Below are 22,425 nucleotides of genomic sequence, written 5' to 3'. Positions count from 1 at the left end.
AGTGCTTCGCATGTCCATCGGTCACACCCTCCTAGGGCTCCTGGAGTCCGGGCCGCGCCACGGTTACGACCTGAAGCGGGCCTTCGACGAGAAATTCGGTCACGACCGGCCACTGCACTACGGCCAGGTCTACTCGACGATGTCGCGACTGCTGAAGAACGGGCTCGTCGAGATCGACGGGATCGAGGCGGGCGAAGGGCCCGAGCGCAAGCGGTACGCGATCACCGAAGCCGGGATCACCGACGTACAGCGCTGGCTCGCGACGCCGGAGACGCCCGAGCCGTACCTCCAGTCGACCCTGTACACGAAGGTCGTCCTCGCCCTGCTGACCCACCGCGACGCGAGCGAGCTCCTCGACACCCAGCGTTCGGAACATCTGCGGATGATGCGCATGCTGACCGAACGCAAGCGCAAGGGCGACCTGGCCGATCAGCTGATCTGCGACCACGCCCTCTTCCATCTGGAGGCCGATCTGCGGTGGCTGGAACTGACCGCCGCGCGCCTCGAGAAGCTCGCCGAGGCGGTGACGGCCCGATGACCTCCACACCCCCTCCCCCGGGTTCCCTGCTCACCGCGTCGGAGCTGCGCAAGACATACGGCCCGACCACCGCGCTGGACGGTGCCGCGTTCTCCATCCACCCCGGCGAGGTCGTCGCCGTGATGGGTCCCTCCGGCTCCGGCAAGTCCACCCTGCTCCACTGTCTCGCCGGGATCGTCACACCCGACTCCGGCTCGATCACGTACAACGGCCGCGAGATGGCGACGATGAACGACGCCCAGCGCAGTGCGCTGCGCCGCTCCGAGTTCGGGTTCGTCTTCCAGTTCGGCCAGCTCGTACCGGAGCTGACCTGTGTCGAGAACGTCGCGCTGCCGCTGCGGCTGAACGGCACGGGCCGCAAGGAGGCCGAGCGCACCGCGCTGTCCTGGATGGAGCGGCTGGAGGTCGACGACCTCAGGGACAAGCGGCCGGGCGAGGTCTCCGGCGGCCAGGGCCAGCGGGTGGCCGTCGCCCGTTCACTGGTCACCAGCCCCCGGGTGCTGTTCGCCGACGAGCCGACCGGCGCGCTCGACTCCCTCAACGGCGAGCGCGTGATGGAGCTGCTGACCGACGCGGCCCGTTCGACGAACGCCGCCGTCGTGCTCGTCACCCACGAGGCGCGCGTGGCCGCGTACTCGGACCGCGAGGTCGTCGTACGGGACGGCAGGTCCAGGGACATGGAGCGGATCGTATGAGTGCGCGCCAGTGGTCCCGCGACCTCGCCATGGGCGCCAGGTTCGCGGTGACCGGCGGCCGTGAGGCCTGGGTGCGCGTCCTGCTGACGGCCGTCGGCGTCGGGCTCGGGGTGGCGCTGCTGCTGCTCACCACGGCGATCCCCAGCGCCCTGACGTCCCGGCACGAGCGGGAACGCGGCCGCAACGACATGACGTTCAGCTCGCTGATCAAGAAGAAGTCCGACCGTACGTTGCTCATCGCGACGTCGGACACCACCTTCCGCGACGAGGACGTACGCGGCCGGATGCTCGAACCCGAAGGGGCGCGGGCGCCGTTGCCGCCGGGCGTGTCCTCGTTCCCCGCGGTCGGCGACATGGTCGTCTCGCCCGCTCTCGACCGGCTGCTGAAGTCTCCTGACGGCAAGCTGCTGCGCGACCGGCTCGGCTACCGCGTCAGCGGCACCATCGCGGACAGCGGGCTCGTGGGCCCGCACGAACTCGCCTACTACGCGGGCGCCGACAACCTGAGCGCGACCCGCGAGACCAACGGCCGGATCGAACGCATCGACTCGTTCGGGTACAGCGGGCCGTCGGAGGCGATGGACCCCATCCTCGTACTGCTCGTGCTCATCGTCTTCGTGGTGCTGCTGATGCCGGTCGGCGTCTTCATCGCCGCGGCCGTACGGTTCGGCGGCGAGCGGCGCGACCGGCGGCTGGCGGCACTGCGGCTGGTCGGCGCGGACGGACGGATGACGCGCCGGATCGCGGCCGGCGAGGCGCTGGCCGGAGCGCTGGTCGGGCTGGCCCTCGGCGCGGGGTTTTTCCTGATCGGGCGTCAGCTCGCGGGCCTGGTGATGGTCTTCAGGATCAGCGTCTTCCCCGGCGACCTCAACCCGACGCCCGGGCTGGTGGTGTTGGTGGCCCTCGCGGTCCCGTCCGCCGCGGTCGCGGTGACGCTCCTCGCGCTGCGCGGGGTCGTCATCGAACCGCTCGGAGTGGTGCGCACGGCGCGGCCTTCACGGCGCCGACTGTGGTGGCGCCTGCTGCTGCCGCTGGGCGGCCTCGCGATGCTCTACCCGATGATCGGGCAGGGGCGGTCCAACGGGAACTTCAACCAGTACCTCGTCATCGGCGGAGTCCTGCTGCTGCTCGTCGGCATCACCGCGCTGCTGCCCTGGGTGGTCGAGGCGGTCGTCGCCCGGCTGAACTCGGGCGGTGTGGCCTGGCAACTGGCCATCCGCAGACTTCAGTTGAGCAGCGGCACCGCTGCCCGCATGGTGAACGGCATTGCGGTCGCGGTGGCCGGCGCGATCGCCCTTCAGATGCTGTTCGCCGGCGTCGACGACGACTACACCAAGGTCAGCACCCAGGATCTCGCCCGGGCCCAGATGTCCGTCCAGGTGCCGGCCCGGGTGCCCATGGCCGAGGCCGTCCGGCTGATGTCCCGGACCAGGGGCGTCACGCACACGACGGCCCTGGGACGGACCGAACTGGGCGACGGACGCGACGAGCCCGAGCAGCAGTCGACCGTGTCGGTCGGCGACTGCGCGGCCCTGCGGGAGGCGGCCCGGCTGCCCTCCTGCAAGGACGGCGACATCTTCGCGGTGGGGGACGCCAAGTGGGACTCGTCCACCGCGAAGCTGAACAAGGCCGGCGAGAGGCTCTACTTCGACCCGTCCTTCGGTTCCGGCAGCCAGGGGAAGGAGATTCCCTGGACCGTGCCGAAGGGCGTCAAGCGGGCGGACTCGCGCACGGACCCGTCCGGCGAGGAGCGCGGAGGCTTCCTGTTCACGCCCGGCGCGCTGCCCCCGCAGGCCGCTTCGACGGTGCGGGGAACGGTCTTCCTGCGGCTCGACGAGTCGGTGCCGGACGTCCGTGAGTTCGTCCGCAACAGCTCGGCACGACTCGACCCGCTGGCCGACCCCGAGACGTGGACCGCGACGATCCAGTCCAAGAAGTTCACGTCCATCCGCACGGGCCTGTTCGTCGGCGCGACCTGCGTCCTCGTGCTGATCGGCGCGAGCCTGCTGATCTCCCAGCTGGAGCAGTTGCGCGAGCGCAAGAAGCTGCTGTCGGCACTGGTCGCCTTCGGCACCCGGCGCCGCACGCTGAGCATGTCGGTGCTGTGGCAGACCGCGATCCCGATCACCCTGGGGCTCGTCCTCGCGTCGATCGTGGGCCTCACCCTCGGCACGGTCCTGCTCAAGATGACGGGCACACGAGTGAGCGTGGACTGGGCGAGCGTGCTGTCGATGACCGGCATCGGCGCCGGGGTCGTACTCCTGGTGACCCTGCTCAGCCTGCCGCCGCTGATCCGGCTGATGCGGCCGGACGGACTGCGCACGGAGTAGGGCGCCCGCCGGACACGGCGGCGCCGCAGCCGGTGGCCCTCCCCGTCCGGGAGGGCCACCGGTCCGCGTTCAGTGGCTGTACTCCTTCACAACACGGCGGACCTGGGCGAAGAGCATGCCCACGTTGACCGACTTGCGGCACACGACGACGGCGACCACGTCCTGCTGGTCGCTCATGCGGATGAACAGATGCGTGAGGTTGTCGCTGTTGACCAGGATCTCCTGGAAGAAGTGCGACTCGGACTCGATGCCGCGGCGCTCCTTGAAGACGTCCTCGATCATCTGGACCGTACGTCCCTGGAACAGGTCGAGGGTCGCGCCCGCGAGCAGGTCCAGGACCTCCGGCGGATGGTTGTCGACGGTCTCGTAACTCAGCAGCATTCCGGTCGACATGTCGACCGCTCCGGAGGCGAGGCAGTCGGGGGCGTCGGCGCGCAGTGATTTGACCAGGCCCATGATCTGGTCGGAGAACCCCGGCGTCATTCGTTTGCTGGCCATGTCGTCATACCCCTTCGGTCGCGGTTTCGGTCACGGCTCCGACGAGCGCGTCGGGCGCGGTCGGGGTCCCGGCGAGCGGGTCGGGGCCGGCCCCGGCGAGAATCGAACCGATACGGCCGAGGGCCGGCCGGGTGTGTTCGTGGAGCCGTTCCAGGTCGATGCCCTCGTCGCCGAGGACGATCATGAGCGCGGTGTCACCGACCGCGTAGAAGGCCGCGAGGCCCTGGCTGCCGTAGGTCACGGTCTGCCGGAACGCGCCCCGGCCGGTCACCGCGGTCGCGCGGCGCGCGATGCCGAGGCCCGCGGCGGCGATCGCGGCGAGGCTCTCGGGGTCGATGGTGTCGGCGGTGTCGGCCGCGATGAGCATTCCGTCGGCTGCCGCCACCGCCGTATCGGTGATTCCGGGCACCTGTTCCCGGAGCCCTCTCATTTCCCTGGCCAGTGCCTCGTGATTCATGTATTGAACTCCCTGATTATTGTGCGCATTTGATCGATGACAGGCATGCGGTTTCACGTACCGGAGTCCGGGGTCCAGATCCGGTGCCGGAGTCGAAAGAATCCTTTCCAGCTCGCTCCGGTCCTTTCGGGCGCGAGCGTTTCGGTGATTCCGCTCGCGCCGGGCTCACGGCGGGGCAAGGACGGAGCATTCGCGCCGGGCTCTCTCCGGGGCAGGGCCGGAGCGCTCTCCCCGGGCCGCGGGCCGGGCACCGGCCGGGGCTCCGGCGCCGTGGCCTGTCCGGCGGCCACCGCGGAGGACAGGGCCGAGAACACCGTGGGGTCCATCGCGGGCGGGGCGCCGGACGCCCGCTGCCGCAGCCCTCCGGTCGGCAGATCCCGCACGGTGACCTGAGCGGCGGACTCGGGCTCATCCGGCAGTACCAGCAGACCCTCGCCGAGCATGCGGGCCATCCCCACCGTCACGGTGTAGGCGCCGAGTCCGGTCGCGAAGGCGATGTCACGGGCGGTCCGACGGCCGTCGGCGTGGGCCAGTAACTCCTTGTGCGGGGGCGCAAGTTGCTCGCGTATCTCGTCCGGTACCGGCACGGGCACCGGGCGCTCGCGGTCCGGTCGTACGGGCTGCGGCAGGGCGGCGACGGCCGCGAGCTTCCTCGCCGCGTCCTGAAGCAACCGCGTCGGCGCCTCCCCGAGGGCGACCGGCGCGTACGGCTCGAAGGCGGCGTCCAGCGGGTCGCACGCCTCCACGTCACCGGCCACGACGGCGAACGCCGCGTCCTGCATCGCCATCATGCAGACGACCCGGAGTTGTGCGGCCCCCGCGTAACCGTGCGCGATCAGCCCGGCCTCCGGCCAGCGGGTGCCGCCGGCCTCCCGGAGCAGTTCGGCCCACTGCTCACCGCTGATACGGCCGGACCGCAGCAGCCGCGCCTCGGGACCGGGGGCGCCCGGACTTTCGACGGCGACGACACAGCCGTCACGCAGATGGAAGACTCCCCCGGGCTTTCCGGAGACCCGCAGCTTCCCCGTCGCCCGGGTGCCCTGGCATTCGCTCAGCGCGCGCGACAGCAGGTCGTATCCGACCCTGCCAAGGGAATCCCGAATGCCCGACATCACTCCCCTTGGAACTTCCGCCACTTCGTACAGACGCCTGACGAGTCACCCTGAGGGGGTATGTGTATCAGCCGGGGCGGATATCCCAGCGAGAGTCGCACTACCTGACGGAAGTTGAAATATCCCGCCTGCCGAGAGACTTCATCGGTCGTTCGAATGACCGACTCTGTACGGCAGTTCAGACCTCCGCGCCCAACACCCTTACGGGCAAAGGACGCAGTGCCTCGCGAAGGGCCGCGGCCAGTTCCTGGTACTCCGTGCCCCGCGCGGCACCCGCCCGCATCGCGAGCGCGATCCGCCGGGTGGGCGCCGGATCCGCGAAGTACCCGGTGAGGAGCTGATTGCTCCGGGTCGTCTCCACCTTGACGGCGGTACGCGGCAGCAGGGTCACCCCGAGGCCTCCGGCGACCAGTTGGACGAGGGTCGACAGGCCCGCGGCGGTGGTGGTGACGGGGGCGTCCGCGCGCCCGGCCTCACGGCAGATGTCCAGGGCCTGGTCGCGCAGGCAGTGGCCCTCGTCGAGCAGCAGCAGACGGAGTTCGCGCAGCGCCTCGCGCGGAATGCCCTCCCGGCCGCCGAGCCAGTGGTCGAGCGGCGTCACCAGCACGAAGTCCTCGTCGAACAGAGGGAGTTCCACGACACCGGGCATACCGAGGGGGACCGCGAGCAGCAGCAGGTCGAGCCGTCCGAGGGTGAGGCCGTCCAGCAGGCTGGCCGTCTGTTCCTCGTGCACCTGGAGGTCGAGGTCGGGGTAGCGGTCGTGGACGAGCCGCAGGACGGTGGGCAGGAGGTACGGGGCGACGGTGGGGATGACACCGAGCCGCAGCGCCCCGGTGAACGGCGCGCGCACGGCCTCCGCCTCCTCCATCAGCGCGCCGACCTCGTCCAGCACCGCCTTCGCGCGTACGGCGAGACGCTCGCCGGCGGGCGACAGGAGCACCTTGCGGGTCGTACGCTCCAGCAGGGTCACCCCGAGGATCTCCTCCAGGGCGGAGACCGCGCCGGACAGCGCGGGCTGGCTCATGCCGATCGCGGCGGCCGCGTCACGGAAGTGCAGATGCTCGGCCACGGCGGTGAAGGCGCGCAGCTGCGCGAAGCTGGGGCTGCGGCGCCCGCCCCCCTTGCCGCCCGCCCTGCCGACGGATCCCGCCCTGCCGAGGGCCGAACCCGTCGCGCCGATGGGGCTCGCCATGGCCCACCTCTCACTCCGCGTCGGTTCACTGTGTGTCACTGATAGTCGCACCCGATCAACAAGACCGAGTGTAGCTATTTCCCGAATCAATGCCGCCTGTGCCAACATCAAGTTCGTCCAACCCCCAGGGAAATGCCCCCAAAAAGGGCTATCCCTTGCTGCAAGGAGAGCACGTGCTCACTGTCGGTGACAAGTTCCCCGAGTTCGACCTGACCGCCTGCGTCTCGCTGGAGAAGGGCCAGGAGTTCGAGCAGATCAACCACAAGACCTACGAGGGCAAGTGGAAGATCGTCTTCGCGTGGCCCAAGGACTTCACCTTCGTGTGCCCGACCGAGATCGCGGCCTTCGGCAAGCTGAACGACGAGTTCGCCGACCGTGACGCGCAGGTGCTCGGCTTCTCCGGCGACTCCGAGTTCGTGCACCACGCCTGGCGCAAGGACCACGACGACCTGCGTGACCTGCCCTTCCCGATGATGGCCGACTCGAAGCACGAGCTCATGCGTGACCTCGGCATCGAGGGGGAGGACGGCTTCGCCAAGCGCGCCGTCTTCATCGTCGACCAGAACAACGAGATCCAGTTCTCCATGGTGACCGCCGGCTCCGTCGGCCGTAACCCCAAGGAGGTCCTGCGGGTCCTGGACGCTCTCCAGACGGACGAGCTCTGCCCGTGCAACTGGACCAAGGGCGAGAACACCCTCGACCCGGTCGCCCTGCTGGCCGGTGAGTGACCTTCCATGTCCCTCGACGAACTGAAGTCCGCCGTACCGGACTACGCCAAGGACCTGCGCCTGAACCTCGGTTCGGTGATCGGCAACAGCGATCTCCCGCAGCAGCAGCTGTGGGGCACGGTGCTGGCCTGCGCGATCGCGTCGCGTTCACCGCGCGTGCTGCGTGAGCTGGAGCCGGAGGCGAAGGCCCAGCTGTCGCCCGAGGCGTACACGGCCGCCAAGTCGGCCGCCGCGATCATGGCGATGAACAACGTCTTCTACCGGACACGGCATCTGCTCTCCGACCCGGAGTACGGCACACTGCGGGCCGGCCTGCGGATGAACGTCATCGGCAACCCGGGCGTGGACAAGGTCGACTTCGAGCTGTGGTCGCTCGCCGTCTCCGCCGTCAACGGCTGCGGTCAGTGCCTCGACTCGCACGAGCAGGTGCTCCGCAAGGCGGGCGTCGACCGGGAGACGATCCAGGAGGCGTTCAAGATCGCGGCCGTCCTCCAGGCGGTCGGTGCCACGCTGGACGCCGAGGCGGTTCTCGCCGAGTAGTCCTCGCGCGCCCCGGCCGGTCCAGGCCGGCTTGAACTTTCAGGGCCCCGTTCACCTGTGTGGTGGGCGGGGCCCCGAGTGTTGTCGTCCCCGGGAACCCGGGTCCGCCCGCAGGACTGCGGCGGGGCGGGATGTTCTACGGCGTCAGACGGTGGGCCGGTGACGCGTCCAGCGCGGTGGCGCCCCGGGGCTCCGGGGCATGGCGCAGATCCGCTTCGCGGGCGTACGAACGCAGGTACCCGACCACCGTGTTGGTCACCGCGACCAGCGGGACCGCGACGACCGCTCCGCCGATGCCGGCGACCATGCCGCCCGCGGCGACCGAGAGGACCACCGCGAGGGGGTGGACGCGGACCGCGCGGCCGAGGATGAACGGCTGCAGGATGTGGCCCTCGATCTGCTGGACGGCGAGGACCACGAGGAGGGTCATGACGGCGGTGAAGACGCCCTGGGTCACCAGCGCGACCACCACCGCCAGCGCCCCGGAGATCACCGCGCCCACCAACGGGATGAACGCGCCGAGGAAGATGAAGACGGCGAGCGGCACGGCCATGGGGACCTTGAGGAAGTAGATGCCCAGTCCGATGAAGATCGCGTCGATCATGGCCACCAGCACCGTGCCGCGGACGTACGCCGTGAGCGTGCGCCACGCGCGCGGGCCGGCGCCCGCGACCCCGGTCCGGGCGGCGGCTGGGACGAGCTTGAGCGACCACTCCCAGATCCGCTTGCCGTCGTAGAGCAGGAAGAGGGTCGAGAACATCGTGAGCAGGATGCCCGTGAGGGCCTCGACGACCACGGTCACACCCTGCAGGCCCGCCGACGTGATCTGGTCCGTGTTCGCGCCGATCGCCTCGCGGAGATTCTTCGCGATCTTGTTGATCTGCTTGTCCGTCACATGGAACGGGCCCTTGAGGAGCCACTTGCGCAGCTCGTCGATGCCGTCCTGGATCTGGTTGGAGAGGTTGTCGATGTTCTCCTGGACCTGCCAGACCACGAACCAGCCGATCAGCCCCATGATGACGAAGCCGAGGATCGCGGTGAGCGCGGTGGCGAGCCCGCGCGGCACCCCGTAACGCGTCAGCCGGGCCACCGTCGGCTGGAGCAGCGCGGTGATGAGCAGCGCGGCAACGAAGGCCAGCACCACCAGTTGCACGGCGCTGATGACCCGCATCAGCACCCAGACGGTGCCCGCGAGGATGAGCAGCCGCCAGCCTGCCTCGGCGGCGACGCGCACCCCCCACGGCACCGCGAGGGCGGGGTCGGGACGCTGGGACGTCACGACGTACGCGGCTGTCGCGGGCGTCTCCTCGGAAGGACGCTGGACCGGGAGGGCGGACGGCTCGGCGTCCGCCATCGAGTCCTTGGGGGACTCGGGAGCCTCCGGGAGAGTGCCGGGAGCGTCCAGGGGAGCGCGCGCGTCGAAGACGCCCTCGCCGTCGAAGGGTCCCTGGGACTCCAGCTCGACCTCGGCGCGGCGTTCGTCCAACCGCTCACCCAGCTCGGTGAGTCCGGCGCCGATCCTGCCGAGCCATCCTGGTACACGCGACATGAAACGTCCTTTTCCCCCGCTGCTCCCCACCACTCCCCCCTGGAGTCGTCGGGTCCGACCGTACATGGCCGAAGCCCCTCCCCCTAGGACGGGGAGGGGCTTCGCAAGGTTGAGCGGCCGGCGGTAGGCGTGGAGCCTAGTACCAGCTGTTGGCCTGCCAGAACGACCATGCGTCACAAGGACTGCCGTACCGGCTGTTCATGTAGTTGAGGCCCCACTTGATCTGCGTGGCCGGGTTCGTCTGCCAGTCGGAACCGACGGACGACATCTTGGAGCCGGGCAGGGCCTGGAAGAGACCGTAGGCACCCGAGGAGGCGTTGACAGCCCGGTAGTTCCAGCTCGACTCGTGGTTCACGATGTTGCTGAAGCACTGGAACTGGCCGCTCGGCACCATCTGGGCCGCCATCGCCTGGATCTGCGCGACGGTGTACGAGGCCTGGACGGAGAAGCTGGAGGCGTCACGCGTCGCGGAGCGGCTGGCCGCTTCCGCGGCCGCCTTGCGAGCCTTGGCTTCCTTCTCGGCCTTCGCCGCAGCCTTCTGCTTCGCGACCGCGTCGTCGGCCGCCTGCTTGCGGGCGGCTTCCTCGGCGCCCTTCTTGGCGCTCGCGTCCGCGGCGATGGCCTGGGCATCGGCCTGCTGCGTCAGTGACGCGGTCTGCACCTGGGCCTGCTGGCCCGCAGGTATGTCTGCGAGGAGAGTCGAGTCGCTCGCCGTCGCCTCGGCATCGTTCGAGGGCTGGGCGACGCTGCCCGAGGCAACTCCGACCACGCTTCCGACAGCGGTGACCGCCGTGGCCGAAGCCACTGCGAATCCCCGGACCGAAATCCGGCTCACACGGTTTCCTTCCAGCATCGCCCGTTTAGGTGACCCTCGCGGACGCAATCGTGCCCCTCGGCGCTGGCCTCCCAACTGCGGGGTCACGGGGAGACACGGGCCCGGTGGGCAACTCCCGCTCGGGGAGCGCCGCGTGGTGCGCGGGCGGCATACGACGGCTCTATGGAGTTCTGAGGTTCCGGTGTTGCCGTACCGCTGGGGGTACAGGTGTGTCGTATGCGGGGCCTGACAGGAGTGAGACTTTAGCCGTAACCCGACGCCGCACGGCAATTCCGCGTCGCGTGTGAAAGCTCACACCCCGTTTGCCACAGCTGTTTCCCGGAAACGCCAGCGCAGCAAGACGCCGCCCGGCTAGGCTTTTCGCCTTTGCCGGACGGCGCCAACCAGCGTGTATCAACCACCCTTTGACCAGGTGGGACACCTGGGATCAGATCTGCCCGTCCTCCAGCATTTCGGTCACGAGTGCCGCAATCTGGGACCTCTCGGAACGATTCAGTGTGACGTGCGCGAAGAGCGGATGGCCCTTCAACTTCTCTACGACGGCGACCACCCCGTCGTAGCGCCCGACGCGCAGATTGTCCCTTTGCGCCACATCGTGGGTCAGAACAACCCGCGAATTGGCGCCGATCCGGGACAGAACGGTCAGCAGGACGTTCCTTTCCAGGGACTGGGCCTCGTCCACGATCACGAACGCGTCGTGGAGCGAGCGGCCACGGATGTGCGTGAGCGGCAGAACCTCCAGCATGCCGCGCGCGGTGACCTCCTCGATGACCTCGCGGCTGGTGACCGCTGAGAGCGTGTCGAACACCGCCTGGGCCCAGGGGCTCATCTTCTCGGACTCGGAGCCGGGCAGATAGCCGAGCTCCTGCCCGCCCACCGCGTACAGCGGCCGGAAGACCATCACCTTCTGGTGCTGGCGGCGTTCGAGGACGGCCTCCAGGCCCGCGCAGAGCGCGAGCGCGGACTTGCCGGTGCCGGCCCGGCCGCCCATCGACACGATCCCGATGTCCGGGTCGAGCAGCAGATCGAGCGCGATGCGCTGCTCGGCACTGCGGCCCTTGATGCCGAACGCCTCACGGTCCCCGCGTACGAGCCGGACGTCGCCCTCGGAGGTGACACGGCCGAGGGCCTTGCCGCGCTCCGACTGGATCGTCAGACCCGTGTGCACGGGCAGGCCGGCCGCTTCGGGGACATGGACGTGTCCCTCTTCGAAGAGGATGTCCACCTGCTCGCCTGCCAGGTTCAGTTCGGACATTCCGGTCCAGCCGGAGGAGCCCGTGATGGCGAGCTCCGCGCGGTACTCCTCGGCGAGGAGACCCACGGAGGACGCCTTGATCCTGAGCGGCAGGTCCTTCGAGACGACGGTGACGTCGTACCCCTCGGCCTGCAGGTTGCGGGCGACCGCGAGGATGCGGGAGTCGTTGTCCCCCAGGCGATACCCGCTGGGCAGGACGCTGGGGTCCGAGTGGTTGAGCTCGACGCGCACCGTCCCGCCGAGGTCCCCGACGGGAATCGGGGAGTCGAGGCGGCCGTGCCGGACCCGGAACTCGTCGAGCAGACGCAGGGCCTGCCGGGCGAAGTAGCCGAGTTCGGGATGGTGCCGCTTGGCCTCCAGCTCCGTGACCACGACGATCGGGAGCACTACTTCATGCTCGTCGAAGCGGCTCAGGGCATTCGGGTCGGCCAGCAGAACGCTGGTGTCGAGAACATAGGTGCGCCGGTCTGGCTTGTGGCGCTTTGTGCTGGTCACCACGGAAGGACGTACCCCCTCGGATGAGGTCGGGGAGCGACGAAGGAGATCTGGACCGGTTTCCGGCACCGATGCGCGGGCCGAAAACCGGCCCTCCGCTTCGTCCGTACTGACCGCACGGTCGGGCTGGTGCAAAGGGCCTCCCGGGCGGACGGCCCCGAGCCGTCCGCTGAGATACGACACCCGTGGTTCGGGTGTCGACCTGCAAGGCTTATGCCCTCGAACCGGCGAAGCCATGCCACGGCATATGACGGCGCGTTCGTTAACTCCCGATGACGTACGTCCCCGCAGGGTGCCCCGGGCAACGCGGGGCACCCCGGAATTCAGCCTCCGTAACGACGGTGTCGCGCCGCGTAGTCACGCAGGGCGCGAAGGAAGTCGACCTTGCGGAAGGCGGGCCAGAAGACTTCGCAGAAGTAGTACTCGGAGTGAGCGGTCTGCCAGAGCATGAATCCGGACAGCCGCTGCTCGCCGCTGGTGCGGATCACCAGGTCGGGATCGGGCTGGGCACCGGTGTAGAGGTGCTTGCCGATGAGGTCGACGTCGACGCGGTCCGCGAGGTCCTCCATCGAGGTGCCCTTGTCGGCGGCGTCGAGGATCATCGAGCGCACCGCGTCGGCGATCTCCTGGCGGCCGCCGTAGCCGATGGCGACGTTGACGACTATCCCCTCGACGTGTGCGGTGGCCTCCTCGGCCTCCTTGAGCGCCGACTGCATCGCGGCGGGCAGGATGTCCCGCGTGCCGACGTGGTGCACCCGCCAGCGGCCGTCGGCGGCCAGGGTGCGGACGACGCCCTCGATGATGCCGAGGAGCGGACCGAGCTCCTCCTGCGGACGGTCGAAGTTGTCGGTGGACAGCAGCCAGAGGGTGACGACCTCGACGTCGGTCTCGGAGCACCAGCCGAGGAATTCCCCGATCTTGTCGGCTCCGGCCCGATGGCCCTGGGCGGTGGTGGAGCCCGCCGCCTTCGCCCAGCGCCGGTTGCCGTCCATGATGACGCCGATGTGCTTGGGCACCTGGTCGTGGTCGAGGTGGCCTTCCACCCTGCGTGCATAGAACCTGACCAGCAGACGGCGCAGGTTGTCGCGCAAGGTCACGTGTTGTCAGCCCCTCCGTGCGGATCGGACAGCCGCGCCCGAGCACAGTCCCTGTCCATATGGCGGTCCCCCGGGGCGAAGCCTACCCCCGTGAAACGCGGCAGCTGCCGAGGGCCCTGTGCACCCTGACATAGGTTCGTCCCCATGAACGACCCCTCTCTGTACCGGGCCGCAACGGAGCGGTACGACTCGATGGAATACCGGCGTACGGGCCGCAGCGGCCTCAAGCTGCCCGCGATCTCGCTCGGCCTGTGGCACAACTTCGGCGACGACCGCTCGCTGGACTCCCAGCGAGCGATCCTGCGCCGCGCCTTCGATCTCGGCGTCACCCATTTCGACCTCGCCAACAACTACGGGCCGCCGCCCGGCTCCGCGGAGATCAACTTCGGCAAGCTGCTGAAGGAGGACTTCGCCCCTTACCGGGACGAGCTGGTCATCTCGACCAAGGCGGGCTACGACATGTGGCCCGGCCCCTACGGCGAGTGGGGCTCCCGCAAGTACCTATTGTCCTCCTTGGACGCGTCACTGCGGCGGCTGGGCGTCGACCACGTCGACATCTTCTACTCGCACCGCTTCGACCCGGACACCCCGCTGGAGGAGACGATGGGCGCGCTCGCGTCCGCCGTCCAGCAGGGCAAGGCGCTGTACGTCGGCGTCTCCTCGTACAGCAGCGAGCAGACGGCGGAGGCGGCCCGGATCCTCACCGGGATGGGTGTCCGTCCGCTCATCCACCAGCCCTCGTACTCGATGCTCAACCGCTGGACCGAGGACGACGGCCTGCTCGACACGCTGGAGGCGGCCGGGATGGGCTGCATCTCCTTCGCTCCGCTCGCACAGGGCATGCTGACCGGCAAGTACCTCCAGGGCATCCCGGAGGGCTCGCGCGCCACTCAGGGGAAGTCGCTGGACCCTGACCTGCTGAGCGACGACGTCGTACGCCGGCTGAACGGGCTGAACGACATCGCGGCCCGGCGCGGCCAGTCCCTCGCCCAGCTCGCGCTCACCTGGGTGCTGCGCGACGAGCGGATGACCTCCGCCCTCATCGGCGCGTCCAGCGTGCGGCAGCTGGAGGAGAACGTGGCGGCGCTGGCGGCGCCGAAGCTCACGGAGGAGGAGCTGAGGGAGATCGACACGTTCGCGGTGTCGACACAGGGCACGAACATCTGGGCCCAACGGCACTGAGTCACCGAATTCCCCGCCGCACGAGGCGGTCCGTCCGGGGGGCGCACAGGGGCGCCTGCCGCGCGGGCCGTCGCGGACACAAAAAACGGGCCGGTCCGTGGGGGGGAGACGGACCGGCCCGAGGGGGGGTTTCCACCATAACCCTTCGTAAGTGATGCTGCGTGCATCCGCGTGCCACAACTACTCTCCGAAGTCGCCCGGCGACGCCACGGTGAGCGCGGAACCATCGATTCCGGGTGTGATCATGGCCGAATCGCAGCTGATTCAAAGGGAATCGCGGAGGATCGGGAGAGATCCAATGGGTCTGCGGCCGCTTGTGGGGCGTGGCGCCGACTTGTCCCCCGGTACTCCGGGCGAGTGATCGGCATGGCGCGCTCCCGCTTGACTCCGCCGCTAACTTCGCACCCATGGCCACGTTCACGACGGACACGACGGAGGGGACGACCGAGCCGGTGCCCCTGGAGCTCGCCACGTCGGCGCGCGCCCGGCGGCGCGGACTGCTCGGGCGCTCCGGGATCGAGGGAGCGCTGCTGCTGGCACCGGCGAACTCGGTGCACACGCTGGGGATGCGGTTCGCGATCGACGTCGCCTATCTGGACCGGTCGTCGCGGGTCCTGGCGGTGCGCACGATGCGTCCGGGCCGGATGGGACTGCCGCGGCCGCGAGCCCGGCAGGTCCTGGAGGCGGAGGCCGGGGCGATGCGGGGATGGGGAGTGCGGCGCGGGGCGCGGATCACGGTCCAGGACGGCTGACAGCACGTCACCGGGCAAGGCAGCACCGCGCAGCCCCCTCCTCTGCGCGGTGCCACACGCGCAGCTTTGCTGACGCGAATTACCTTGGTCTGAACTTACGTGAGCCAAACATTCAGGGCGACAGACGCTCGATAACGATGTGGAAAACCCGTGCGGATGTGCCGCGCGCCGCGAGGACGCCCGACCGGCCTGCGTCCGTCATCCGGACGGACATCTCACGCCGAGCTCCCCTCAATGGGATGCTTTCGGTCAATCTGCTCAGGCGCGCGTCGATCAGCCCGTTCGCCCGCATTGCGCGCCTCGCCGGACCTGCGCACAGCGGACTGGAGCTGACCTATTTCCCGTCTAGCGTCGGCCGTATGACCTTGAGGATCACATGGGACGAGGCGAGCGCCCGGCGCCTGGACCGGCAGTTCCTGTCCGTTCCCGCGCGGGCCGGGACACCGGTCGCCGAGGTGGTCGGCGCGATGCTCGGCGCCCACGCGCAGGTGCTGTCGGCGGCAGAGGTGTCGGTGGGCGTACGCGCCGAGGGCGTGACCCGGGCGGACGTCCGCGCGGCGCTGTGGGAGGAGCGCTCGCTGGTGAAGACGTACGGCCCGCGCGGCACCCTTCATCTGCTGCCGGCCGCCGGACTCTCCTTCTGGGCCGCCGCTTTGACGGCTGTTCCGACCGGTCCGAGCCCCTTCGCGCAAGATGCGCGGATGACCGCGGCGCAGGCCGACGAGGTCGTCGCCGCGATCGCCGACGCCCTGACCGGCACCTCGCTGACCATCGACGAGCTGAGCGAGGCGGTCGTGGCGCGCACCGGACCGTGGGCCGGGGACCTGGTGATGCCCGCGTTCCAGGGGATGTGGCCGCGCTGGCGGCAGGTGATGCACCGGGCGGGCCAGCGGGGCGCCCCGTGCCTCGGCCCCAACCGGGGGCGCAAGGTGACGTACACCCGGCCTCCGCACTTCCGGCCGATGGCCGCCGACGAGGCACTCTCCCTGCTCGTACGCCGGCATCTGCGCGCCTACGGTCCGGCGACGGCGGCGCACTTCGCCCAGTGGGCGGCGGCTCCCCGGGGCTGGGCCCGCGACCTGTTCGCCGCGCTGGCCGAAGCCGGGGTGATCGAAGAGGTCGACTTCGCGGGCGGACCGGCGTGGGTGGCGGCGGGCGACAGCGACTTCCCGGGTGAACCGGCGCGCGGAGTCCGGCTGTTGCCGTACTTCGACGCGTACGGCGTCGGCTGCCGGCCGCGTGAACTGCTGTTCCCCGGAACCGCCTACGAGCGGGCGCTGGCCCGCGGCCAGGCGGGGAACCATCCGGTGCTGCTCGTCGACGGCGTGGTGTCCGGGGTCTGGCACCAGCGGCGCAGCGGACGCCGCACGACGGTCACCGTGGAGCCGCTGGTACGGCTGACGGCGGCACAGGAGAGGGAGTTGGCACGACAGGTGGCACGGGTGGGCGAAATCCTGGAGGCGACACCGGAGTTGGTGGTCGGGAAAGTGACGTCGGGGCCGCATGCGTGACGGCGGATGTGCGGGGTGACGGCAGGGGTGCGTGGGTGACGGCGGGGGTGCGTGGGTGACGGCGGGGCCGTTTGCCTGACCGCGGGGTCGTGTGGCTGGCGGCGGACCGCGGGCGTGGTCACGGATTCGCAGGACCGGCAGCAGGGCCGCGGCGTGGTCGCGGGACGCTCGCGCGGTGGCTGGGCCTGCGGGTCTGCGGTCCTCCGGGGCCCGCGTGGTGGCTAGTCCTGCGGGTCTGCGGTCCCCCGGGGCTTGCGTGCCTCGATCAGGAAGCGGGCGCTGTGTGCGACGAACGGGCCTTGCGTCTCGATCTGTTCGTGCAGGGCGCGGAGCCTTTGCCGGTAGGCGTCGACGGTGAAGCCCGGGACCATCCAGATCACCTTGCGCAGGAAGTGGACGACGGCGCCGACGTCGTGGAACTCCATGCGCAGCCGCTCCGAGCGCAGATCGACGACGTCGAGCCCGGCGGCCTCGGCGGCGGCGCGGGCGCGGCCCGGGTCGCGGCCGTTCCTGACCTCCTCGGGCTGCGGGCCGAGGAAGCGCTCGACGAGCTCGAAGACGCTCGCGGGGCCGACCTGCTGGGAGAAATAGGTGCCGCCGGGGCACAGCACGCGAGCGATCTCGTCCCAGTACGTCGCCACCGGGTGCCGGCTGGTGACCAGGTCGAAGGCCCCGGCCGCGAACGGCAGCGGCGCGTCCTCCGGGCAGGCGACCACCACGGCGCCCCGGGGGTGGAGCAGGGCGGCGGCCTTCGCGACGTTCGGCGGCCAGCCCTCGGTGGCGACGGTGAGCGCGGGCAGCTTCGGGGCGGAGTTCAGGACCTCCCCGCCGCCCGTCTGGATGTCGAGGGCGCCGCGCGCGCGGGCCAGCCGCTCCCTCATCCCCCGCGCGTACCCCCACGAGGGCCGCTCCTCGGTGGCCCGGCCCTCGAACCAGGAGAAGTCCCAGCCGTCGACGGACGCCGTCTCGGCTTCGGCGACGAGGTCTTCGAAGGTGCGCGCGGTGCTCATGGGGCGATTCTCGCAACGGACGCGGTCGCGGGGCGATGGGATTTCCCGGGCGGGTGATGTCAGTGGCCGCTGCTACGTTCCGGGCATGCCTGCGAATCCGGGAGCCACGCCGACGCCGTACACCGGCGGCGAGAAGGAAATCCTGCACGCCAGTCTCGACCGGCATCGGGACGCCGTGCTGTGGAAGCTCCAGGGCCTGGACGACGAGCAGGTCAGACGAGTGATGACCCCGTCCGGCACCCATCTGCTCGGACTGGTGAAACACCTCGCGTCCGTCGAGTACGGCTGGTTCTGCTCGGCCTTCGGCCGCGAGGTCGAGCCGCTGTGGTTCGACCCCTTCTCCGACGAGGACATGAGCGCGGGCCTGGACGAGACGACGGAGCGGATCGTCGAGTTCTACGGCCGCGCCCGCACCGCCGCCGACCGGATCGTCACCGAGCTGGCGCTCGACGACGTGGGCACGACGGGGAGCGGCCGGACGGTCTCGTTGCGCTGGGTGCTGGTCCACATGATCGAGGAGACGGCACGGCACGCGGGCCACATGGACATCGTGCGGGAGCTGATCGACGGGGGAACGGGGGATCACCGGCCCCGCTGACCGGCCGGGTCGACCAACTGGCCGACTCACCGGTCCGACCGGCCGGGCTGGCCGGGGGGCCGGTCGGGCTGACCGGCCGGGCCGGTCGGTCTCCTGCGTCATGACCGATCGGGCGGGTCGTCCTAGGCGAGCAGCGGGCGTACTTGTCCGGCCGCGAAGCGGACGAAGCCCTCGGGGTCCGGCTCGTCGGCGGTGGGCTGGAGAACCACCGTGTCGGCGCCGGCGTCCGCGAGCCGCTGGACGGCCTTGGCGACGGTGTCCGCGTCGCCCGCGACGCCGTGTTCCGGGACGGGGTCCTCGCCGTTGGCCTCGATCTCGGCGCGCAGCCGGGCGGCGGCGTCGGCCCCGGTGGCGGTGTGCAGATAGACGACCACCCGGTGGCGTCCGGCCGTCCGTCCGGCCGCCTGCCGTCCCTCGTCGATGAGCCGACGGGCCCGCCGTACCCCGTCGACGGTGGTCGAGGCGGTGAGGACGGTGCCGTCGGCGGCCTCACCGGCGAGGCGGAGCGTACGGGGCCCGGTGGCACCGGTGAGGACCTCGGGCGCCTCGGCGGGCGGCCAGTCGAGGGCGACTCCGTCGAGCTTCACGTACCGTCCGTCGGTGGTCACGCGCTCGCCGCGCAACAGGGCGCGCAGCGCGTCGAGGTGCTCACGCAGCAACGTCACGGGCGACTCGGCCCGCGCCCCGACCTGTCCCATCCAGTCCTGGACGCCGTGGCCGACGGCGAGGACGGCTCGCCCGGGGAACAGCCGGTGCAGGGTGGCGGCCTCCATCGCGGTGACGGCGACGTTCCGCAGCGGGACGGGCAGCAGTCCCACTCCCACCCGCAGGCGCTCGGTCCAGGCGAGTGCGGCCGCGGCGGCGGAGATGCCCCCTTCGAGGAAACAGTCCTCCCACAGCCACAGTTCCTCGAGACCCGCCTCCTCCGCCTCGCGCGCCAGCGCACGCAGCCGCTCGGGGGGCAGTTGGGGCCGGAAGACAACACCGAGTGACGTCATGCGGCCTTCCTACCCAGGTCACCCGCCAGGGACAACCGCTTTACGCGTCGTCGGGGTCGGAAGTGTCGGAGGTGTCGGAGGTGTCGGCGGTGGTGTCGGGGGCAGCGCTTTCGGTGCCGGTGGAGGCGCTGTCGGTGCCGGTGCCGGTGGTGTCAGTGCCGGAGGAGGCGGTGTCGGTGGAGGCGGCGCCGGAGTCGGCGGAGGTGTGGGTGTCGGCGGGGGGTTCGGTGTCGGTTTCGGCAGACGTGTCGGTGTCGGTGGAGGTGTCGCGCTCGTAGCGCAGGAGTACGACGCCGTTGCCGAAGACCCGCGTCTCGATGAGACGGAGCCCGGTCAGGGTCTCGGACTCCGGGAAGAGCCGCTTACCCCGCCCGATCAGCACGGGGTGGACGTACAGCCTGAACTGGTCCACGAGGTCGTGCCGCAGGAACGACGCGGCGAGATCGGCGCCCCCGAGTCCGAGGTCGCCGCCCGGCTGCGCCTTGAGCGCCCGGATCTCCTCGGGCACGACCTCCGGTACGACCGTGGTGTGCCACTCGGCGCGTCTGAGCGTCCGCGAGAACACCACCTTGGGCATGTTCCGCCAGATTCCGGCGAACTCGGCCATCTCCGGGCTGAGCTGCGGGTCCTTGTCGGCCGTCGGCCAGTACTCGGCCATCAGCTCGTGCGTCACCCGTCCACTGAGCAGGGCGCCGAACTCCCTGATCTCCTCGTTGAAGTGCTGGAGCATCTCGGTGTTGACGCGGTGCCAGTCGATCTCGCGGTTCGGGCCCTCGATGAATCCGTCGAGGGACACCGACATCATCAACACGATCTTCCTCATGGCGGACTCCATCGACCTCGTGCGCGACCCGTTCGTCGGGGGCATGCTGCCAGGAGGCCGGGCACCGGAGAGGGTGACGCGCGCGTCAGGCGCTGTTCCCGTTGGCCGGGCCCCTCGGGAAGGTCACCTCCACACGGCGGTTCTTGCGGCGGCCCTGCTCCGAGGTGTTGTCGGCGATCGGGTAGTCCTCGCTGTAGCCGCGCACCTCGAAGGTGATGTCCGCCTCCGCGGAACCGAGCGCGGCGGCCAGCCGGTCGTGCACTTGTTCCGCGCGGTTCTTGGAGAGGGTCAGACCGTGCGCGTACGAGCCGAGGTTGTCGGTGAATCCGAACACGCGGACCGTCGTCGCGTGCTGGGCCTTGATCTCGTCCGCGATCGCCTGGATACGGGACTGGGACTCCGGGTTCAGTTTCGAGCTGTCCTTGGGGAAGAGGACCTCCGCCTGGAGCGCGAAGGTCACGTCCGAGTTGGTGTCCTCCCGGCGCTCCTCACCCCCCAGGTCCTCCACGACCGACTTGATGTCCAGCACCTTGGCGGGCGCCAGCGTCGCACCGTCGGCGAGCTTGAGTCCCGGGCTGGTGGCGTCGACTTCGGGGGGCGAAGGAGTGGTGACGCTGCCGGGCGGGGCGCTGGGGTCGCCGCCGTCCGCGTACGCGGGACCCGGAAGGCCGAGGGTGATCAGCACGGCGAGGGCCGTGAACGTCGTCGCGGCGCCGCGGGGCGGGAGGGCCATGGCTCAGCCCTCGGAGATCTCGATGGAGGCGGGTGGCATGGAGCCGACCTGGAAGTCGACGGCGGTGGTGTCGGCGGGGGGTGCGGGGAATTGGGCGAACCATTCGGCCGACTTACCGGCGTCCACACCACCGCCGTCGAACTTGGTGCACAGGCAGCGCCCTTGGGTGTCTCGCAGAACCAGGTACTTCTTCTTGCCCTTGCTGTCGGTCAAGGAGGCTCCGGCCACGGAGGCGCCGTTCCGGCTCAACTCACGCTCGTCGCCCCGCCAGTTCGCGGCGACCCAGAACTGGCCGCCACCGTTGGTCACCGTCCCGCTCACCGTCACGAATCCACCCTGGTCCCGCACGGCCGAGGTGATCGTGAGCGTCACGTCGTCACCCTTGACCTCGGCCAGTATCTGGTCCTGGCTCGCTGTCGGCGACGCCTTCGCGCCGTCGCCGCCCCCCTTGCCCGGCTGGGAGGACGACGAGTCCGCCGTCGGCTTGCCGCCGCCGTCTCCCCCGCCGCACCCGGACACCGTGAGGAGCAATCCAGTCGTGATCGCCACCGCGGCCATGGCCCTGCGGCCCTTCATGGTGTGCCGGAGATCCATCGGTACGGCTTCCTCTCACTCGGCCAGATGCACAGAGAACAGCACGGACGCGTCGGGAAGGTCGTCCGAATTGAAATGTTCGGGATCGATGTCCACAATGCGCCCGCCGCAGTCCAGCTGCACGAGCTTCTTGGGATCCGCGTCGGTGGCGAAGGTGCAGCGAGGCTGGATGACTGCCGTCGCCTGGGCCGTGGCGTGACGGTTCTCCGTGCCCGGGATGATCGAGTCGCCCACCGTGTAGCGGGTCTCGATCGCCACGCGATAGCCGGGGAATCCGTTCACGATGGCGGGTTGGGCACCGCCTCGCACCGTCGAGTCGTTCTCGGCGGCCAGCCGGTCGGCCGCGGCGGACGCTCCCACGCCTTGGAACTTGTCGCCGTTGAGCCAGTCCAGCCAGTGGTCGTCCGTGCCGACGGCTCCCGTCAACCCGGCCATCAGCTCGTCTCGGGAGTCCTGTGCGGCCGCCAACGCAGCAGCGTCCGCCGCGGATTGAGCTCCATTGCGGGCGGACGCTGCTTGGGCGAAGGCGAAGAAGGCGAATGCGGCGAAGAGCAGAATCCCCGTCAGCCAGATATATATGGGAAGGGTCTGCCCCCGGTCGTCGCGGACCGGTCGGCTCAGCCGCCGCCGGTGACCTGGGTGACCGCGTTCCTGATCGCGGTGGAGATCAACCCGTCCAGACCGATCTGGTCGATCAACGTGAAGATCCCCGCAATGATGATCATCAGGCCCGCGTACTCCACGAACCCCGCCCCCGCGTCCCGGTTCGTGCCCCGCGTCCGGGAGATCACCGTTCGTGTCCACATGGTGAACCTGTTCATCAGGACTGCCCTCCCGGCCGATGCCACTAACGACCCGAGCACCGTACGTGAGAAGGCGCCTACTCCGGGTGGGCCCAGGGGC

At 70.0% G+C, this 22,425-nt stretch carries 24 protein-coding genes; 9 read left to right on the top strand and 15 right to left on the bottom strand.

All coding sequences use genetic code 11. The features are described 5' to 3' along the window. Window positions 1-10: 10 nt before the first annotated feature. Genes ACZ4N5_RS04000 through ACZ4N5_RS03990 form a run of 3 tightly spaced genes read left to right on the top strand, consistent with a single transcriptional unit; the run spans window position 11 to window position 3,563 of the window. Window positions 11-538: a PadR family transcriptional regulator gene (locus ACZ4N5_RS04000; RefSeq protein ID WP_467755556.1), complete on the top strand. Its 528-nt coding sequence runs from the start codon at window positions 11-13 to the stop codon at window positions 536-538. Then, window positions 535-1,233, top strand: coding sequence for an ABC transporter ATP-binding protein (locus tag ACZ4N5_RS03995; protein ID WP_467755555.1), 699 nt, complete (start codon window positions 535-537; stop codon window positions 1,231-1,233). The genes ACZ4N5_RS04000 and ACZ4N5_RS03995 overlap by 4 nt, the downstream gene beginning before the upstream one ends. Continuing rightward, entirely contained in the window at window positions 1,230-3,563 is a 2,334-nt protein-coding gene (locus ACZ4N5_RS03990) for an ABC transporter permease (RefSeq protein ID WP_467755554.1), read from the top strand. Before ACZ4N5_RS03995 ends, ACZ4N5_RS03990 begins: the two co-directional genes overlap by 4 nt. 69 nt (window positions 3,564-3,632) lie before the next feature. Here ACZ4N5_RS03990 and ACZ4N5_RS03985 read toward each other — a convergent pair whose 3' ends face one another. The 4 genes from ACZ4N5_RS03985 to ACZ4N5_RS03970 form a co-directional block, all read right to left on the bottom strand. Beyond that, entirely contained in the window at window positions 3,633-4,061 is a 429-nt protein-coding gene (locus ACZ4N5_RS03985; protein WP_467755553.1) for a hypothetical protein, read from the bottom strand. A gap of 4 nt (window positions 4,062-4,065) precedes the next feature. After that, complete coding sequence (locus tag ACZ4N5_RS03980) at window positions 4,066-4,518, bottom strand: roadblock/LC7 domain-containing protein (protein ID WP_467755552.1); 453 nt, start codon at window positions 4,516-4,518, stop codon at window positions 4,066-4,068. A gap of 53 nt (window positions 4,519-4,571) precedes the next feature. After that, complete coding sequence (locus ACZ4N5_RS03975) at window positions 4,572-5,630, bottom strand: MarR family transcriptional regulator (RefSeq protein ID WP_467755551.1); 1,059 nt, start codon at window positions 5,628-5,630, stop codon at window positions 4,572-4,574. Window positions 5,631-5,808: 178 nt separating this feature from the next. Then, complete coding sequence (locus tag ACZ4N5_RS03970; RefSeq protein WP_467755550.1) at window positions 5,809-6,822, bottom strand: LysR substrate-binding domain-containing protein; 1,014 nt, start codon at window positions 6,820-6,822, stop codon at window positions 5,809-5,811. Between the two features lie 173 nt (window positions 6,823-6,995). On the opposite strand from ACZ4N5_RS03970, the gene ACZ4N5_RS03965 reads away from it, so the two are divergent. Continuing rightward, window positions 6,996-7,550: a peroxiredoxin gene (locus ACZ4N5_RS03965; protein ID WP_467755549.1), complete on the top strand. Its 555-nt coding sequence runs from the start codon at window positions 6,996-6,998 to the stop codon at window positions 7,548-7,550. A gap of 6 nt (window positions 7,551-7,556) precedes the next feature. Continuing rightward, complete coding sequence (locus ACZ4N5_RS03960; protein ID WP_467755548.1) at window positions 7,557-8,090, top strand: alkyl hydroperoxide reductase; 534 nt, start codon at window positions 7,557-7,559, stop codon at window positions 8,088-8,090. Window positions 8,091-8,226: 136 nt separating this feature from the next. Here ACZ4N5_RS03960 and ACZ4N5_RS03955 read toward each other — a convergent pair whose 3' ends face one another. The 4 genes from ACZ4N5_RS03955 to ACZ4N5_RS03940 form a co-directional block, all read right to left on the bottom strand. Next, window positions 8,227-9,639, bottom strand: coding sequence for an AI-2E family transporter (locus ACZ4N5_RS03955; protein ID WP_467755547.1), 1,413 nt, complete (start codon window positions 9,637-9,639; stop codon window positions 8,227-8,229). A gap of 136 nt (window positions 9,640-9,775) precedes the next feature. Further along, window positions 9,776-10,492, bottom strand: a complete 717-nt coding sequence (locus tag ACZ4N5_RS03950; protein WP_467755546.1) for an aggregation-promoting factor C-terminal-like domain-containing protein — start codon at window positions 10,490-10,492, stop codon at window positions 9,776-9,778. 409 nt (window positions 10,493-10,901) lie between these two features. Then, window positions 10,902-12,227, bottom strand: coding sequence for a PhoH family protein (locus ACZ4N5_RS03945; protein ID WP_467755545.1), 1,326 nt, complete (start codon window positions 12,225-12,227; stop codon window positions 10,902-10,904). Between the two features lie 320 nt (window positions 12,228-12,547). Continuing rightward, a complete protein-coding gene (locus ACZ4N5_RS03940) occupies window positions 12,548-13,321 on the bottom strand; it encodes an isoprenyl transferase (RefSeq protein ID WP_467755544.1) in 774 nt (257 codons plus the stop codon). 144 nt (window positions 13,322-13,465) lie between these two features. Between ACZ4N5_RS03940 and mgrA the strand changes: the two genes are divergently transcribed. From mgrA to ACZ4N5_RS03925, 3 genes are all read left to right on the top strand, one after another. After that, a complete protein-coding gene (gene mgrA, locus ACZ4N5_RS03935) occupies window positions 13,466-14,503 on the top strand; it encodes an L-glyceraldehyde 3-phosphate reductase (RefSeq protein ID WP_467755543.1) in 1,038 nt (345 codons plus the stop codon). A gap of 407 nt (window positions 14,504-14,910) precedes the next feature. Further along, window positions 14,911-15,255 (top strand): DUF192 domain-containing protein, encoded by a 345-nt coding sequence (locus tag ACZ4N5_RS03930; RefSeq protein ID WP_467755542.1) that lies wholly within the window; start codon window positions 14,911-14,913, stop codon window positions 15,253-15,255. 359 nt (window positions 15,256-15,614) lie between these two features. After that, window positions 15,615-16,766 carry a winged helix DNA-binding domain-containing protein gene (locus tag ACZ4N5_RS03925; RefSeq protein WP_467755541.1) on the top strand — a complete coding sequence of 384 codons (1,152 nt, stop codon included), beginning with the start codon at window positions 15,615-15,617 and terminating at the stop codon, window positions 16,764-16,766. 221 nt (window positions 16,767-16,987) lie between these two features. Here ACZ4N5_RS03925 and ACZ4N5_RS03920 read toward each other — a convergent pair whose 3' ends face one another. Beyond that, a complete protein-coding gene (locus tag ACZ4N5_RS03920) occupies window positions 16,988-17,776 on the bottom strand; it encodes a class I SAM-dependent methyltransferase (RefSeq protein WP_467755540.1) in 789 nt (262 codons plus the stop codon). Window positions 17,777-17,861: 85 nt separating this feature from the next. On the opposite strand from ACZ4N5_RS03920, the gene ACZ4N5_RS03915 reads away from it, so the two are divergent. Beyond that, a complete protein-coding gene (locus ACZ4N5_RS03915; RefSeq protein ID WP_467755539.1) occupies window positions 17,862-18,374 on the top strand; it encodes a DinB family protein in 513 nt (170 codons plus the stop codon). A gap of 122 nt (window positions 18,375-18,496) precedes the next feature. Here ACZ4N5_RS03915 and ACZ4N5_RS03910 read toward each other — a convergent pair whose 3' ends face one another. The 6 genes from ACZ4N5_RS03910 to ACZ4N5_RS03885 form a co-directional block, all read right to left on the bottom strand. Next, window positions 18,497-19,372, bottom strand: coding sequence for an LLM class flavin-dependent oxidoreductase (locus tag ACZ4N5_RS03910; RefSeq protein ID WP_467755538.1), 876 nt, complete (start codon window positions 19,370-19,372; stop codon window positions 18,497-18,499). A gap of 40 nt (window positions 19,373-19,412) precedes the next feature. Then, window positions 19,413-20,195, bottom strand: a complete 783-nt coding sequence (locus ACZ4N5_RS03905) for a dihydrofolate reductase family protein (RefSeq protein ID WP_467755537.1) — start codon at window positions 20,193-20,195, stop codon at window positions 19,413-19,415. A gap of 85 nt (window positions 20,196-20,280) precedes the next feature. Next, window positions 20,281-20,928, bottom strand: coding sequence for an OmpA family protein (locus tag ACZ4N5_RS03900; RefSeq protein ID WP_467755536.1), 648 nt, complete (start codon window positions 20,926-20,928; stop codon window positions 20,281-20,283). A gap of 3 nt (window positions 20,929-20,931) precedes the next feature. Continuing rightward, the gene (locus ACZ4N5_RS03895) at window positions 20,932-21,522 is read right to left on the bottom strand and encodes a hypothetical protein (protein ID WP_467755535.1); all 591 of its coding nucleotides are present in this window, start codon (window positions 21,520-21,522) and stop codon (window positions 20,932-20,934) included. A gap of 15 nt (window positions 21,523-21,537) precedes the next feature. After that, window positions 21,538-22,101, bottom strand: coding sequence for a pilus assembly protein TadG-related protein (locus ACZ4N5_RS03890; protein WP_467755873.1), 564 nt, complete (start codon window positions 22,099-22,101; stop codon window positions 21,538-21,540). Window positions 22,102-22,139: 38 nt separating this feature from the next. Beyond that, the gene (locus ACZ4N5_RS03885; protein ID WP_355847610.1) at window positions 22,140-22,343 is read right to left on the bottom strand and encodes a hypothetical protein; all 204 of its coding nucleotides are present in this window, start codon (window positions 22,341-22,343) and stop codon (window positions 22,140-22,142) included. Window positions 22,344-22,425 lie beyond the last annotated feature (82 nt).

Source organism: Streptomyces sp. NPDC026500, assembly GCF_055567635.1.
This window is presented reverse-complemented; position numbering and strand designations above follow the sequence as displayed.

Bases quoted from the DNA above. Each gene is read 5' to 3' on its own strand.
- ACZ4N5_RS03910 (WP_467755538.1), bottom strand. From the start codon at position 19,372: ATGACGTCACTCGGTGTTGTCTTCCGGCCCCAACTGCCCCCCGAGCGG.
- ACZ4N5_RS03955 (WP_467755547.1), bottom strand. From the start codon at position 9,639: ATGTCGCGTGTACCAGGATGGCTCGGCAGGATCGGCGCCGGACTCACC.
- ACZ4N5_RS03885 (WP_355847610.1), bottom strand. From the start codon at position 22,343: ATGAACAGGTTCACCATGTGGACACGAACGGTGATCTCCCGGACGCGG.
- ACZ4N5_RS03900 (WP_467755536.1), bottom strand. From the start codon at position 20,928: ATGGCCCTCCCGCCCCGCGGCGCCGCGACGACGTTCACGGCCCTCGCC.
- ACZ4N5_RS03975 (WP_467755551.1), bottom strand. From the start codon at position 5,630: ATGTCGGGCATTCGGGATTCCCTTGGCAGGGTCGGATACGACCTGCTG.
- mgrA (WP_467755543.1), top strand. From the start codon at position 13,466: ATGAACGACCCCTCTCTGTACCGGGCCGCAACGGAGCGGTACGACTCG.
- ACZ4N5_RS03905 (WP_467755537.1), bottom strand. From the start codon at position 20,195: ATGAGGAAGATCGTGTTGATGATGTCGGTGTCCCTCGACGGATTCATC.
- ACZ4N5_RS03895 (WP_467755535.1), bottom strand. From the start codon at position 21,522: ATGGATCTCCGGCACACCATGAAGGGCCGCAGGGCCATGGCCGCGGTG.
- ACZ4N5_RS04000 (WP_467755556.1), top strand. From the start codon at position 11: ATGTCCATCGGTCACACCCTCCTAGGGCTCCTGGAGTCCGGGCCGCGC.
- ACZ4N5_RS03915 (WP_467755539.1), top strand. From the start codon at position 17,862: ATGCCTGCGAATCCGGGAGCCACGCCGACGCCGTACACCGGCGGCGAG.
- ACZ4N5_RS03985 (WP_467755553.1), bottom strand. From the start codon at position 4,061: ATGGCCAGCAAACGAATGACGCCGGGGTTCTCCGACCAGATCATGGGC.
- ACZ4N5_RS03980 (WP_467755552.1), bottom strand. From the start codon at position 4,518: ATGAATCACGAGGCACTGGCCAGGGAAATGAGAGGGCTCCGGGAACAG.
- ACZ4N5_RS03990 (WP_467755554.1), top strand. From the start codon at position 1,230: ATGAGTGCGCGCCAGTGGTCCCGCGACCTCGCCATGGGCGCCAGGTTC.
- ACZ4N5_RS03925 (WP_467755541.1), top strand. From the start codon at position 15,615: ATGACCTTGAGGATCACATGGGACGAGGCGAGCGCCCGGCGCCTGGAC.
- ACZ4N5_RS03950 (WP_467755546.1), bottom strand. From the start codon at position 10,492: ATGCTGGAAGGAAACCGTGTGAGCCGGATTTCGGTCCGGGGATTCGCA.
- ACZ4N5_RS03930 (WP_467755542.1), top strand. From the start codon at position 14,911: ATGGCCACGTTCACGACGGACACGACGGAGGGGACGACCGAGCCGGTG.
- ACZ4N5_RS03920 (WP_467755540.1), bottom strand. From the start codon at position 17,776: ATGAGCACCGCGCGCACCTTCGAAGACCTCGTCGCCGAAGCCGAGACG.
- ACZ4N5_RS03995 (WP_467755555.1), top strand. From the start codon at position 535: ATGACCTCCACACCCCCTCCCCCGGGTTCCCTGCTCACCGCGTCGGAG.
- ACZ4N5_RS03970 (WP_467755550.1), bottom strand. From the start codon at position 6,822: ATGGCGAGCCCCATCGGCGCGACGGGTTCGGCCCTCGGCAGGGCGGGA.
- ACZ4N5_RS03960 (WP_467755548.1), top strand. From the start codon at position 7,557: ATGTCCCTCGACGAACTGAAGTCCGCCGTACCGGACTACGCCAAGGAC.